Source organism: Lentibacillus jeotgali (genome assembly GCF_000224785.1).
In the GTDB taxonomy this organism is placed as follows: Bacteria; Bacillota; Bacilli; order Bacillales; family Amphibacillaceae; genus Lentibacillus; species Lentibacillus jeotgali.
This window is the reverse complement of record NZ_AGAV01000015.1, coordinates 34,294-47,949: the sequence shown is the minus strand read 5'-3', so window position 1 is coordinate 47,949 and position 13,656 is coordinate 34,294. Positions and strand designations below refer to the sequence as shown.

The window sequence follows — 13,656 nt, the reverse complement described above, 5'->3', positions numbered from 1 at the left end:
CGATTCTGTTCAACTAACAATAAAGGAGCAACAGACGTGGACGGTTACTTTATCACATTTGAGGGTGGTGAGGGCTCAGGCAAGTCATCCATTCTTAAATCAGCTGAGCAAAAGCTTCAAAATTTAGGCTATGATGTCTTGACGACCCGGGAACCCGGAGGCATTGAAATCGCTGAAAAAGTCCGTGACATCATTCTTGATCCGGTTCATACAGCTATGGACGCACGAACCGAAGCACTCTTATATGCAGCGGCACGAAGACAGCATTTGACTGAGAAGATTTTACCGGCCCTTAAGAAAGGGAAAATTGTATTGTGTGACCGGTTTGTTGACAGCAGTCTTGCTTATCAGGGGTTTGCCCGGGGGCTCGGGATTGATGAAGTGTTTTCGATAAATCAGTTTGCTATTCAGGATTTGATGCCGGATTTGACCTTATTTTTTGATATTGAGCCAAAAGAGGGTTTAGCCCGCATCAAAGCGAACAAAGATAGAGAGAGGAACCGTCTTGATTTTGAAAATATCCGGTTCCATGAACAGGTTTACGAAGCATATCAATTGCTTGTTTCTAAATTTCCTGACCGGATTCAGGTAATGAATGCTGATCAGCCATTTGCGCAAGTTGAAACTGACACAGTGAAATATATCGATTCTTATTTGAAAAAAATAAAGTAAAGGAGGGTGAAGAGTCGTGAAGTTACTCATTGCGGTTGTTCAGGACAAAGATACGAACCGTCTCCTTGATGCATTGGGTGAAGAGGATTTTAAAATCACCAAACTTGCAACCACCGGTGGATTTTTAAAAGAAGGAAACACCACACTGATGATTGGCTGTGAGGATCAATATGTCGATAAGGCACTGAATGTCATCAAGGATAATTGTTCCAAGTGTGAACAAATGGTAGCACCAATCTCCCCGATGGGCGGCAATGCGGATTCTTATATTCCAAAACCGGTCAAAGTCGAAGTTGGTGGTGCAACTGTATTTATCCTTCCGATCGAACAATTCATACAATTTTAGACCAGCGGCATTGCGGGTGAATATCGCAATGCCTGATCAAAATCCGCCAACAGTGGACTGGCATTATATATATTGAATAAAGAGGGAACCAAAATGAAAACGTGGTCTGAAACAGCCGAAATCCAGCCGTTGGCAAGCAGAATCATTACCAAGAGCATTAATAAAGAAAGGATCTCCCATGCCTACTTGCTCCAGGGGGAACGCGGAACGGGAAAAGAAGCTATTGCCATATTACTGGCAAAAACACTTTTCTGTACGAACGCCTCTGATGTTGAACCGTGCCAGGAGTGCAATGCATGCAGGCGGATCGACTCCGGCAACCATCCCGATGTGCATTGGATCGAACCTGATGGACAGTCCATCAGGAAAGAACAGATTGAGCATCTTCAAAAGGAGTTCTATTATTCAGGCCTTGAAACCGACCAAAAGGTATACGTCGTAAAGGGGGCTGATACGTTGACAACGAATGCCTCCAATCGGATATTAAAATTCCTTGAAGAACCATCCAGGAAGACGACAGCGATTCTTTTGACTGAGAATAGCTCATCAATTATCCCGACCATTCGTTCCCGCTGTCAAACGATTGATTTGAAGCCACTCAACCCGCAGGCTTTTCAGCAGCAGCTAATCGATCATGGCGTGTTCAGATCTACTGCTGTGTTGCTTAGCACGTTAACCAGCAACCTGGACGAGGCCATCTCATGGAGTGAGGATGAGTGGTTTGCGCAGGCACGAAAATTAATGATACAATTGGTAGAAACGTTTTCAACACATAGAAATGATGCATTTTTATTTATCCATCAGCAATGGATGCCGCATTTCAAAGAACGCTCACAGCAGGAACAGGGTCTTGATTTGCTGCTGCTGGCTTTTAAAGATATACTTTATTACCATATCGGAAAAGAAGATGATATGACTGTTTTTGCCAAGGATGACTCAAAAATCGATAATCTGGTGATGTTCTTTTCACAGGAAAAATTGCTGGATATATTGAATAAACTGCTTGATGCAAAACGGAAACTCAAGCAAAATGTCCACCCGACACTAGTGATGGAGCAGCTCACCATTCAAATACAGGGGTGATTGAATGATAGAAGTAATAGGAGTCCGTTTTAAAAAAGCGGGTAAAATATATTATTTTGATCCGGGAAACAATGATATAGATCTTGATCAATATGTAGTTGTTGAAACGGTTCGCGGAATCGAGTTCGGAAAAGTAGTCATTACGAATAGACAGGTTGACGAAGAAGACGTCGTCCTTCCGCTTAAGAAAGTTATTCGTGTGGCAGATGAAAAAGATAAATTGACAGTGGTTGAAAACCATGAACTTGCCGATAAAGCGTTGGAATCAGGTACTCAAAAAATTAAGGAACACCAGTTGGATATGAATCTGGTGGACGTTGAGTATACGTTTGACCGCAACAAAATCATTTTTTATTTTACAGCTGATGGTCGGGTCGATTTCCGAAACCTGGTCAAAGATTTGGCGGCAACCTTCAAAACACGTATTGAACTCAGACAAATCGGTGTGCGCGATGAAGCCAAGATGTTGGGCGGTATTGGGCCATGTGGCCGACTGCTCTGCTGCTCAACCTTCCTGGGGGATTTTGAGCCGGTTTCGATTAAAATGGCTAAAGATCAGAACCTGTCCCTAAACCCTGCAAAAATCTCAGGGTTGTGCGGCCGGCTGATGTGCTGCCTAAAATATGAAAACGACGAATATGAAACAGCCAAGCGAGAATTGCCTGATATTGGCGAGGATGTCAACACGCCATATGGTGAAGGAAAAGTCGTTGGTTTGAATATTTTGGAACGCGTTATTCATATTGAAATACCTGAAAATGAACGTGTTATCGAATATACTTTAGATGAAATGATTGATGAGGGCATTATTACAGCGCAAGCCACAGAATAGTGGGGTGAATAGGCGTGTCACAGCGGCAAATTTTCGATCAGGTATCCGATATGGAGACCCAAATCGGTGAATTATATGAACAACTTGGTGATTTAAAGGGCAAATTAAGCAATCTCCTGGAGGAAAAGCATCGCCTGGAAATGGAAAATCACCATTTGCGCAGCCGTTTGGAGGAAGCAGATGATGATTTTAAAGAAAATAAAGTTGTGAATGATTCCAGCAATATACCCGGAGAAGGTTACGATAACCTGGCGCGGCTCTATGAAGAAGGATTTCATATTTGCAATGTCCATTTTGGCACGCCGCGACAAGAAGAGGATTGCTTATTTTGTCTGCAGTTTCTTAGTAAAACAAAATAGCGTATTATAGGTTGTTGAAAAAGTCCGGTTTTATCCTCCTTTTTGAACAATCTATATTATAGAACTGTCTCTATTGGGTGGAGGCAGTTTTTATATCGCAAAGAGAACGGAAGTGTTAAATGGTACAATTATTTGATGATGAACGGCTTGACTATTTGCTCTCAGAGGACGATATGCATATTATTCAGAGCCCTGACGTGTTTGCATACTCCCTTGATGCCGTATTGTTGGCTCATTTTGCTTATGTGCCGATCAAAAGAGGCCATATTCTTGATTTATGTACCGGCAATGGTGTGGTACCATTATTGTTATCGCGCCGGACAAATGCATCAATTACAGGTGTAGAGATACAGGACCGGCTTTTTGACATGGCGAGACGGAGCGTTGAGTTGAATGGACTTACGGACAGGCTGAGGATGATCCACGGTGATTTAAAGGAAATGAAAAGCGTTCTTGGGCACAGCAGGTACGATGTGGTCACCTGCAACCCGCCGTATTTTCCGACACCGGCCAAAACAGAACATAATCAAAATAATCATCTAACGATTGCCCGCCATGAAGTGCACAGCACACTGGAAGATGTCGTCAAAGCAAGCAAGCTGCATGTGCGCCCGGGCGGGAAGGTTGCAATGGTACATCGACCGGGCAGGCTGGTGGATATTATCACATTATTTCGGCAATATAAAATTGAACCCAAACGGCTTCAGTTTGTTTACCCCAAACGGGGGCGGGATGCTAATATGATTTTGATTGAAGGCAGCCGGGATGGAAATGCTGATTTAACGATTTTGCCGCCTTTATATATTTATAACGACGACAATACTTATACAACGGAAGCAGAGGGGATCATTTATGGAAAACATTGAACAACATACCGTTTATATCTTAAAGTGTGCTGACAACACATTTTATACCGGGTATACAAATGATCTGGAGCACCGTGTTCAAATGCACGAGGAAGGAAAAGGCGCCAAATATACACGCGGGCGCGGGCCATTTCAAGTGGTTTTTGTAGAGAGTTTCGAAACAAAAGAGGAAGCCATGCGCAGAGAACATGAGATCAAACAGCTGAAACGGAAAGGAAAAGCTCAATTAATCCGGGATAAGCTGAAAGAAGTGATGAAATATGAGAATTCAAAAGAGTTTTAGCAGCCAGGAGCAAAATACGGTTTATGTCGTACCAACGCCGATTGGCAACCTAGAGGATATGACGTTTCGTGCGCTGAGAACACTGGAGGAAGTGTCCATCATTGCCGCTGAGGATACACGAAACACAAAGAAGCTGCTGAATCACTTTGACATCACCACCCATCTCATTAGCTATCATGAACATAACAAGGAGACACGCGGCGAACAACTGCTTCACCGTCTGGACAATGGCGAATCGATTGCCATTGTCAGTGATGCGGGTATGCCCGGCATATCAGATCCGGGTTTCGAGCTGGTGCAGGCAGCGATTCAAGCAGATCACCCGGTTGTTGTCCTTCCGGGTGCCAACGCCGCGTTATGTGCACTTGTGGGGTCGGGATTGCCGGCGGATGAATTTTTATTCTACGGGTTTCTGCCACGGAAAAAGAAGGATAAAGAGGCGGAACTAGAGCGGTTAAAACTGATTAATGGCACGCTTCTGCTATATGAATCGCCCTATCGGATTAAGGACACGTTAAAAATGCTGCATACCCATCTTGGTGACAGGCAGATCTCAGTCGCCCGTGAGCTGACCAAGAAATTTGAAGAATACATACGCGGCACTGTTAGAGAGCTGATCAATTGGGTGGACAAAACGGAGCTGAAAGGTGAATTTTGTCTGGTCATTGAAGGGATATCCCGTGAAGAGGTACACGAGAATGACCTGTGGTGGAGCAGTCTTTCAGTCGTTGAGCATGTCTCCTATTATATCAATGAAGCAGATCTCTCCAGTAAAGATGCGATCAAACGAACAGCATCAGATCGCAGCATGCCAAAACGCGAAGTTTATCAGGCATATCATGTGGAGAGGTGATGTATCAATACTTTGAGTTTCCGGAACAAGTTAGTGATTTTGCGCCGATGTTTCGCAATTCGGGAACAAGTTGTGGTTCCCTCCATCCTATTACAAAAAACGGCTGACGTTGGAACACCAATGCGTCAGCCGTTTTTCTCACATACAAAAGATTTATACAGAATCAGGTTATTTGTCTAATCGTGATTGAAGTTCGTCAATGAGCTGTTCTGCTCCTTCAGGGCTAAGAACGATTTTACCATTTGCTAATGAGAAATTATCATCAGATGTTTCCCCGGTCATCTGACACGTCATATTCGGTGTGTATTTCCGCAATACAACTCTATCATCGTCGATGTAAATCTCCAGGGCATCTTTCTCGTTGATTTCAAGCGTACGGCGCAATTCAATCGGAAGGACTATGCGGCCGAGCTCATCAACTCTACGAACAATTCCGGTAGATTTCATGTTTTCCATTTCTCCCCTCTAATGGCTTTTTACTGCCATCGTTCTAAAATTTTTCGGCATGTTTCGACAGTTGCTTATGGAATATAGTACCAGTCATTATAAAGAGTGTCAATATATATAGCACAAGATAAAAATAAATAGGAATATTCAATTAACTAAACAATTCGCATGTTTTTTGTTAAAATGACGTTTATCGATAAAATTACACTGACATTATGTAAATAGCGCTTTATTTTATATAATGGCCTGTAATCCGCCAAACTACGGCATCTATTGGCAAACGGTTTAAAAATAGCTACAATAGAAATAATGATGGAGGAGGTAAGCCCATGCCAAATACAAAAAAGACATTCTATATAACAACACCAATTTATTATCCGAGCGGCAATTTACATATTGGACATGCTTATTCAACAGTTGCTGGTGATGCGATGGCACGCTATAAGCGACTGCGGGGATACGATGTTATGTATTTGACCGGGACGGATGAACATGGTCAGAAAATCCAGCGTAAAGCACAAGAGAAAAACATGGAGCCTCAGGAATATGTTGATGACATTGTCAGCGGCATCCAAAGTCTTTGGAAGAAGTTAAAGATTACCAATGATGATTTTATCCGCACGACGGAGGAACGACATAAGAAAGTGGTTGCCCAGATCTTTGACCAGCTGGTGAAACAAGGGGATATTTACCTTGATGAATATGAAGGTTGGTATTGTACATCATGCGAATCTTTTTTCACAGAACGTCAATTGGACGACGGACACTGTCCGGACTGCGGCAATCCTGTTGAGAAAGTCAAAGAAGAGTCATATTTCTTTAAAATGAGCAAATATGTCGACCGACTGCTGGCATTCTATGAGGAAAACCCGGAATTTATTCAGCCAGAGAATCGCAAAAATGAAATGCTGAACAATTTTATAAAACCCGGTCTAGAAGATTTGGCAGTATCACGGACAACATTTGACTGGGGGATTAAAGTTCCAGGTGATCCGAAGCATGTTATCTATGTTTGGGTTGACGCCCTGACCAACTATATTACAGCTTTGGGCTATGGTACGGATGACGATTCATTGTATCAGAAATTCTGGCCGGCAGATGTTCATTTAATGAGTAAGGAAATTGTTCGTTTCCATACGATTTATTGGCCGATCATGCTGATGGCACTGGATCTGCCGCTGCCGAAGAAGGTCTTTTCCCATGGCTGGATATTGATGAAAGACGGCAAAATGTCCAAGTCAAAAGGGAATGTGGTCGATCCGATTCAACTAACTGACCGGTATGGGCTCGACGCATTGCGTTATTATCTGCTGCGCGAAGTTCCATTCGGATCTGACGGTGTGTTCACGCCTGAAGGGTTTGTTGAGCGGACAAATTACGATCTGGCAAATGATCTTGGGAACCTGCTGAATCGTACCATTGCGATGATTAATAAATACTTTGACGGTAAAATACCAGCATATACCGCATCTGAAACGGATGTTGAGAAATCACTTGAAAAGCTGCAAACCGAAACGATCGAAAAGGTTGAAAATGCGATGGAAAACATGCAGTTTTCGGTCGCCCTTTCATCATTATGGCAGCTGATCAGCCGCACCAATAAATATATCGATGAAACGGAACCATGGATCCTGGCAAGAGATGAGGCAAACAAGGAGCGACTCGGGAACGTTATGGCCCACCTTGCTGAATCCTTGCGCAAAATTGCCATTATGCTGCAGCCATTTTTGACCGAAGCACCTAAAGAAATCGTCCGTCAGCTTGGGCTGGACGATACCGATTTGAACGTGTGGGACAGTGTTTACGAAAATGGTCAGATTAAAGCGGGAACGCCTGTCCAAAAAGGCGATCCAATCTTTCCGCGTCTTGATGTGGACAAAGAAGTTGAAACCATCAAGGCCATGATGCAAAAACCGGCACAGGAAGAGGAAAAATCAGAAAGTCACGTTCCGGAACAAAAAGAAGAAATTGCGATTGATGACTTCATGAAGCTGGATTTGCGTGTGGCAGAAGTTTTGAAAGCCGAACCGATGAAAAAAACGGATAAATTGCTGAAGCTTCAGCTTGATGCCGGAACAGATAAACGGCAGGTTGTATCCGGTATAGCTGAGTATTATAAGCCGGAAGATCTGATCGGCAAAAAAGTCATTTGTGTGACGAACCTTAAACCGGTCAAACTTCGCGGGGAGAAATCAGAAGGAATGATTCTTTGTGGCGAAGATGACAGCGGGCAAGTTGTACTGACGTCTGTTGAACAATCGCTGCCAAATGGCTCAGTTGTAAAATAATAATACAGAATGGGGAAAGGTCAGCTCAGCCGAGTCTGGCCCTTTCCATTATATGCAGGATGAAGGAGTGGCACTATGTTATTTGATACGCATGTCCATTTGAATGCGGACCAGTTTTTTGAAGATCGGAAGGAAACGATCCAGCGTGCATTTGACGCTGGGGTAAAGTATATGGTTGTTGTCGGGTTTGACCGTCAGACGATTCCGCTCGCTATTGAAATTGCGGAACAATATGAAACCATTTATGCAGCTGTCGGGTGGCATCCGGTTGATGCGGTGGACATGACCGATGAAGATCTTGCTCGGATTGAAGAGCTTTCGAGTCATCCAAAGGTGGTGGCAATTGGTGAAATGGGCTTGGACTATCATTGGGATAAGTCACCGAAAGATTTGCAGAAAGAGGTTTTCCGCAGACAAATTGCCTTGGCCAGGAAAGTTAATATGCCGATTATCATCCATAACCGTGAAGCGACAGAAGATATTATGGAGCTGCTGCAGGAAGAAAAGGCTAGTGAAGTCGGCGGCATCATGCATTGCTACAATGATTCAGCTAAATATGTGCAGACCTTTCTTGATATGAATTTTTATATTTCACTCGGCGGACCGGTAACGTTCAAAAATGCCACCCTGCCAAAAGATGTGGCGGTTGAAGTTCCGCTTGACCGGCTGCTGGTTGAAACGGATGCCCCATTTTTGGCTCCTCATCCAAACCGAGGCAAGCGAAATGAACCATCATACGTTAAATTGGTTGCTGAGAAAATTGCTGAACTTCGGGGTATGCCATTCGATAAGCTTAGTAATATCACGACAGAAAATGCCCTTAAATTCTTTAATATCAGCGAATAACCGTAAAAAATGTCGTAAACTTCCTGTAATAAAAAAAGCTTCCTGATGAGGTCCGGTCAACTTTCCGGCCTCATTTTTTATTGTATAAAGACGCTCATACCAATGGTTATAGGACGCTGTTATACAATGGTTACTTTTTGTAAATCAATTGTAAACTAACCGTAAACGAAATATCGTTGTAATTACATAGTACTGTCTATATAATCAAAATCGCGATGGAAGGAGGCAAAAAAGGATGAAAATTTTTTCAAGTCTTTTGCCGAAAGAAACCTGGCAATGGATTCTGTCTGTGGTTGGAGTGTTAGCACTTATGGTATTTTCAGGATTCATCATTGTTGAGACCACCAAAGCAGAAGTAGCCATCGTTGATAACGGGGAAAAACAAACCATGCACACACATGCCGATACTGTAGACGAATTATTGGATGAGGCAGGTATTGCCTACGAAGAGCATGATGCATTATCACATGATACAGATGCTGAGATCGAAGACGGCATGACGATTACATACGAAGCAGCCAATAAGATTACCGTCGAAGCTGAGGGGAAAGAAAAGACCTATCATACAGTTACAGGTACAATTGACGAATTTCTTGATGAGGCGGAAATCAGCGTCTCAAAGCATGATGACACATCACATAATAAAACAGCTGCCATCAGCGACGGCATGGTCTATACGATTGACAGAGCCTTTCAAGTAACCATTAATGACGGCGGTGACAAGCAAAAAGTCTGGGCTACCGGTGGAAAAGTTGGTGATCTTTTGGAGGAAGAGAAGATCAGCCTGGATGATTCAGACAAATTAAAACCAGGCGAAAATAAAAAAGTTAAAAAAGACACGCCAATCACTATTACACATGTTGAAAAAGTTACAGACGAAGTAAAAGAAACCATTGACTATAAGGTTGAAGAACGTAAAGATAATAATCTTGAAAAGGGAAAAAAGAAGGTCATTGCTGGGGGGCAGGAAGGTGTCCTGGTCAAAACATATGAAATAACGAAAGAAAATGGGAAAGAAGTCAATAAAGAACTCGTTAATAAAGAAGTGAAACAAGAAAGCGAAAAACGAATTGTAGCACTTGGCACGAAAGAAGAAAAAACGCAACAAAACTTGACAACGCTGTCTTCAGAAAGCAGCAACAGTACAAAGAGCAGCCGTTCAAAAAGCAGCAGCAAATCAAGCAGCAACGATAGCAGTAAGAATGATAGTGGCAACAGCGAAAATAGCAGTAATTCCAGCAGCAGTAAAGTGCTGCAGATGACGGCGACAGCTTATACAGCAGAATGCCCCGGGTGCTCGGGTATTACAGCGACCGGAATTAATTTAAATAAAAACCCTAGCAAGAAGGTCGTTTCCGTTGATCCTAATGTTATTCCGCTGGGGAGCAGAGTACATGTGGAAGGATATGGCACTGCGATTGCCGGAGACACTGGTGGAGACATTGGAGGTAATCGAATTGACTTGCATATGCCATCTCAGGCAGACGCACTGAATTTTGGACGAAAATCGGTTACAGTCAAAATTCTTGATTAAGGTATGATATAATGCTCCTGTCACAGCATTGTGGCAGGAGCATTATTGTATCCCGCATACAATGGCCGATTCTGTTCAACTACTGAATGAAGTTAATGAAAAGAGGAATTTACGTGAAGATCAAGGAAGTAATTGTCGTGGAAGGGCGCGATGATACGTCTAAAATCCATCAGTCGGTGGAGGCGGATACAATCGAGACAAATGGATCCGCAGTCAATGCTAGTGTGATAAAACAGATCAGGCATGCACAAGCTAAACGAGGTGTCATTATCTTCACGGATCCGGACTATCCGGGAAATCGGATCCGTCACATTGTGGATCAGGCTGTACCGGGCTGCAAGCATGCGTTTCTGCCCCGTGATGATGCACGAGCGAGACATTCGCATAATAAAAGCCTTGGAATTGAACATGCATCTGCTGAAGCTATCAAGACGGCGCTTCGGAGCGTTTATTCCATATCTGAAAAAGGGGCCTCTGACATCTCAAGAGAGGACCTAATCTTAGCGGGGCTGATCGGCGGTTCAAAAGCAGCCTCCAGGCGGAGCCGTCTCGGCGAACTGCTGCAGATCGGACATACCAATGGCAAACAGCTGCTCAAACGGCTTACCATGTTCCACATAACAAAAGATCAATTTGAAGCGGCCATGAATCAGGTTATCCAGGAGGAACAAAATGACGGCTAAATGGATTGCGACACCTAAGCGGACAAAGGAGATACTTGAGACACATGGGTTTTCCTTTAAAAAGAGTTTAGGGCAGAATTTTATTATCGATGCTAATATCCTTTACAATATCATTCAAAAGACAGGTATCGACAACCGGGCTGGTGCGATTGAGATTGGGCCGGGCATCGGTGCGCTCACGGAACAATTGGCGGTCCATGCCAATAATGTGATAGCCTATGAAATTGACCAGCGCCTACTTTCCATCCTGAAAGAGACACTTGCGCCATATAATAATATACAAATCATTCATCAGGATATTCTGGAAGCAAATGTTTCTGAGATGGCTAAAGCCCACTTCAAACCTGGTCAGCCGATTCATGTCGTTGCCAACCTGCCGTATTACATAACGACGCCAATTCTGATGAAGCTGCTGCGTGAGGATTTGCCGGTAATGCGTTTTACGGTTATGATCCAAAAGGAAGTGGCTGAAAGAATGGCAGCAGCACCGAATAATAAAAGATACGGCTCCTTGTCTATCGCGGTCCAGTATTATACGCAGGCAGAGATTGTCATGAATGTGCCCAAAAGTGCTTTTATGCCCCCGCCGAATGTTGATTCAAGTGTTTTAAAGCTGACCAGAAGAGAAAGGCCTCCTGTACAAGTTATCGATGAAGACTTTTTTTTCGATATTGTTCAGGCGTGTTTTGCCCAACGGCGGAAAACACTGCGGAATAATCTAATCGGGTACTTTAAACCGTCTGATAATCATACGATATCAGACGGCCTGAAGCAGGCGGGAATTGATGAGAAAAGGCGCGGCGAATCCCTGAACATGGAAGAATTTGCGGCCTTAGCCAATACTTTTTACAGGATAATCGAAAATGACATGTAAAGCTGTTGCTCTCATAGGGCAACAGTTTTTTATTGTTAAGCAGTTTTCCAGGCACAATGCGAGCTATGGTTTCATAGCCTGTAGGTAGAGACCTATTTATCATGCATTTTACTGTAATATTATTATTAACCGGATCAGAGGCTATGAGGTGGATTTATGAGTTTTTCAGCAGGTGAACGTGTGACACGAAAATCATATAACCATGATTTATTGTTCCGTATTGCATCAGTGACTGGGGATGCGGCTATCCTTCATGGGGAAGATATGCGTCTTGCAGCAGATGCACCTTTGGATGATCTGGTGCGCGTCGGACAAAGGGATCTAAAAAAGCTGAAACAGAAGGCAAAGGAGCAGGAGGAATATTCATACCGTCTGTTTCGGCAGGACTACCAATTAATGAAAGATAAGCGTGAGTATCAGTCAGGCAGCGGCTATCAGCATACTGCCGGTTATTTTCAGCTGCCGGCGAAAGTTCTGCATGTTGATGGTGACCGGACATATCTCAGGAAATGTACCGAACTATATCAGAGGGTTGGCCTTGAGGTCCATGGTGTCTATGTTTATGAAAAGGAAATGCCGCAAAAAATTGACCAGCTAGTGGACACTATTCAACCCAATATCATCGTCATTACGGGTCATGATGCATTTTCAGGAAATAAAGGGCCGAAAAGTGATCTTCGTGCCTACCGCCATTCAAAATACTTTGCCGAAACCGTTGAGACTATAAGAAAAAAGAACCCCCGGTTGGATGACCTTGTGATATTCGCAGGTGCCTGTCAATCGCACTTTGAGTCGCTTATTCAGGCGGGAGCGAATTATGCGAGCTCTCCGTCCCGAATTAACATTCATGCGCTGGATCCGGTTTATATTGCAGCCAAAATCGCGTACACATCGTTTATGGAAAAAGTAGGGGTATGGGATGCGCTTCGCAATACATTAACCGGTGAGAAAGGAATGGGGGGCGTGGAGACGAGGGGGCTTTTGCGAACAGGAATGCCCTATATTCCTGAAGAGAATGACTATTAAGTTTGACTGGTTAAAAAGGAATCGGCATCATGCCGATTCCTGCCACATCAGATTTTTCAGATGTTCTGCTTGTGCAACATACATAATTTGTAAAGAATTTGTCATAATAACCAACGAGGGACGATTTTTCTTGTTGACATCAAAAAAGCTATGCTGTTATAATATAAAGTTTTATTTGACTGTTAAACAAGCATATGCTATCATTGTAATGAGCGAGGTGGAGTATAGTGGCAAAAACATTAATCGAAATTAAGCAAGGTCTTGAATGTCATGTCGGACAACGGCTTCGTTTAAAGGCGAACGGCGGCAGACGCAGAACAATTGAACGGTGCGGCATATTGGCAGAAACATATCCTTCTGTTTTTATTGTTGAATTGGATCAGGACGAGAATGCATTCGAACGTGTTTCATACAGCTATGCCGACGTATTGACCGAGACAGTGGAGTTGAATTTTCAGGAAGGAAAAGCAATGATTGTAGAGCAGTGAACTTGAGTTTACTGCTTTTTTGGTTGATTTGCTTTTTCAGTTTGGGACTAATACCCAAAAAATATGCGAAAACCGTCAGTAATAAATATTTCCTTTTTTGTATACATATAACGGGTGTTTCTTTCAGCAATCCCCATAAACTATAGATGTCGTAAAACTCTTGATGGGAAAGGGGA

Annotated in this window: 16 protein-coding genes; 15 read left to right on the top strand and 1 reads right to left on the bottom strand. The window is 43.2% G+C overall.

The window, feature by feature from the left end; all coding sequences use genetic code 11:
- The first annotated feature begins 36 nt into the window (after positions 1-36).
- The 8 genes from tmk to rsmI all read left to right on the top strand — a co-directional run bounded on the left by tmk (position 37) and on the right by rsmI (position 5,294).
- Entirely contained in the window at positions 37-672 is a 636-nt protein-coding gene (gene tmk, locus ON01_RS11730; protein ID WP_010531239.1) for a dTMP kinase, read from the top strand.
- A 16-nt stretch (positions 673-688) separates the two neighbouring features.
- Positions 689-1,018: a cyclic-di-AMP receptor gene (locus ON01_RS11725; protein ID WP_010531238.1), complete on the top strand. Its 330-nt coding sequence runs from the start codon at positions 689-691 to the stop codon at positions 1,016-1,018.
- Positions 1,019-1,111: 93 nt separating this feature from the next.
- A complete protein-coding gene (holB, locus tag ON01_RS11720) occupies positions 1,112-2,101 on the top strand; it encodes a DNA polymerase III subunit delta' (protein ID WP_010531237.1) in 990 nt (329 codons plus the stop codon).
- Positions 2,102-2,105: 4 nt separating this feature from the next.
- On the top strand, positions 2,106-2,933 hold the full coding sequence (locus tag ON01_RS11715) for a PSP1 domain-containing protein (protein WP_010531236.1): 828 nt from the start codon (positions 2,106-2,108) through the stop codon (positions 2,931-2,933).
- A gap of 14 nt (positions 2,934-2,947) precedes the next feature.
- Complete coding sequence (yabA, locus tag ON01_RS11710; RefSeq protein ID WP_010531235.1) at positions 2,948-3,292, top strand: DNA replication initiation control protein YabA; 345 nt, start codon at positions 2,948-2,950, stop codon at positions 3,290-3,292.
- A gap of 119 nt (positions 3,293-3,411) precedes the next feature.
- Positions 3,412-4,158 (top strand): tRNA1(Val) (adenine(37)-N6)-methyltransferase, encoded by a 747-nt coding sequence (locus tag ON01_RS11705; protein ID WP_010531234.1) that lies wholly within the window; start codon positions 3,412-3,414, stop codon positions 4,156-4,158.
- Positions 4,145-4,441: a GIY-YIG nuclease family protein gene (locus ON01_RS11700; protein ID WP_010531233.1), complete on the top strand. Its 297-nt coding sequence runs from the start codon at positions 4,145-4,147 to the stop codon at positions 4,439-4,441. The genes ON01_RS11705 and ON01_RS11700 overlap by 14 nt, the downstream gene beginning before the upstream one ends.
- Complete coding sequence (gene rsmI, locus ON01_RS11695) at positions 4,419-5,294, top strand: 16S rRNA (cytidine(1402)-2'-O)-methyltransferase (protein WP_010531232.1); 876 nt, start codon at positions 4,419-4,421, stop codon at positions 5,292-5,294. Before ON01_RS11700 ends, rsmI begins: the two co-directional genes overlap by 23 nt.
- Before the next feature lie 168 nt (positions 5,295-5,462).
- Here rsmI and ON01_RS11690 read toward each other — a convergent pair whose 3' ends face one another.
- Positions 5,463-5,741, bottom strand: a complete 279-nt coding sequence (locus ON01_RS11690) for a transition state genes transcriptional regulator AbrB (protein WP_010531231.1) — start codon at positions 5,739-5,741, stop codon at positions 5,463-5,465.
- A gap of 329 nt (positions 5,742-6,070) precedes the next feature.
- Between ON01_RS11690 and metG the strand changes: the two genes are divergently transcribed.
- The 7 genes from metG (at position 6,071) to veg (ending at position 13,480) form a co-directional block, all read left to right on the top strand.
- Positions 6,071-8,029, top strand: a complete 1,959-nt coding sequence (metG, locus tag ON01_RS11685; protein ID WP_010531230.1) for a methionine--tRNA ligase — start codon at positions 6,071-6,073, stop codon at positions 8,027-8,029.
- A 75-nt stretch (positions 8,030-8,104) separates the two neighbouring features.
- Positions 8,105-8,875 (top strand): TatD family hydrolase, encoded by a 771-nt coding sequence (locus ON01_RS11680; protein WP_010531229.1) that lies wholly within the window; start codon positions 8,105-8,107, stop codon positions 8,873-8,875.
- A gap of 235 nt (positions 8,876-9,110) precedes the next feature.
- Positions 9,111-10,409, top strand: a complete 1,299-nt coding sequence (locus ON01_RS11675) for a resuscitation-promoting factor (RefSeq protein ID WP_010531228.1) — start codon at positions 9,111-9,113, stop codon at positions 10,407-10,409.
- 113 nt (positions 10,410-10,522) lie between these two features.
- Positions 10,523-11,092 carry a ribonuclease M5 gene (rnmV, locus tag ON01_RS11670; RefSeq protein ID WP_010531227.1) on the top strand — a complete coding sequence of 190 codons (570 nt, stop codon included), beginning with the start codon at positions 10,523-10,525 and terminating at the stop codon, positions 11,090-11,092.
- Complete coding sequence (gene rsmA / locus ON01_RS11665; protein ID WP_010531226.1) at positions 11,082-11,966, top strand: 16S rRNA (adenine(1518)-N(6)/adenine(1519)-N(6))-dimethyltransferase RsmA; 885 nt, start codon at positions 11,082-11,084, stop codon at positions 11,964-11,966. Before rnmV ends, rsmA begins: the two co-directional genes overlap by 11 nt.
- A gap of 156 nt (positions 11,967-12,122) precedes the next feature.
- Positions 12,123-12,992 (top strand): sporulation peptidase YabG, encoded by an 870-nt coding sequence (yabG, locus tag ON01_RS11660; protein WP_010531225.1) that lies wholly within the window; start codon positions 12,123-12,125, stop codon positions 12,990-12,992.
- A 227-nt stretch (positions 12,993-13,219) separates the two neighbouring features.
- Positions 13,220-13,480: a biofilm formation stimulator Veg gene (veg, locus tag ON01_RS11655; protein ID WP_010531224.1), complete on the top strand. Its 261-nt coding sequence runs from the start codon at positions 13,220-13,222 to the stop codon at positions 13,478-13,480.
- The last annotated feature ends 176 nt before the right edge of the window (positions 13,481-13,656 follow it).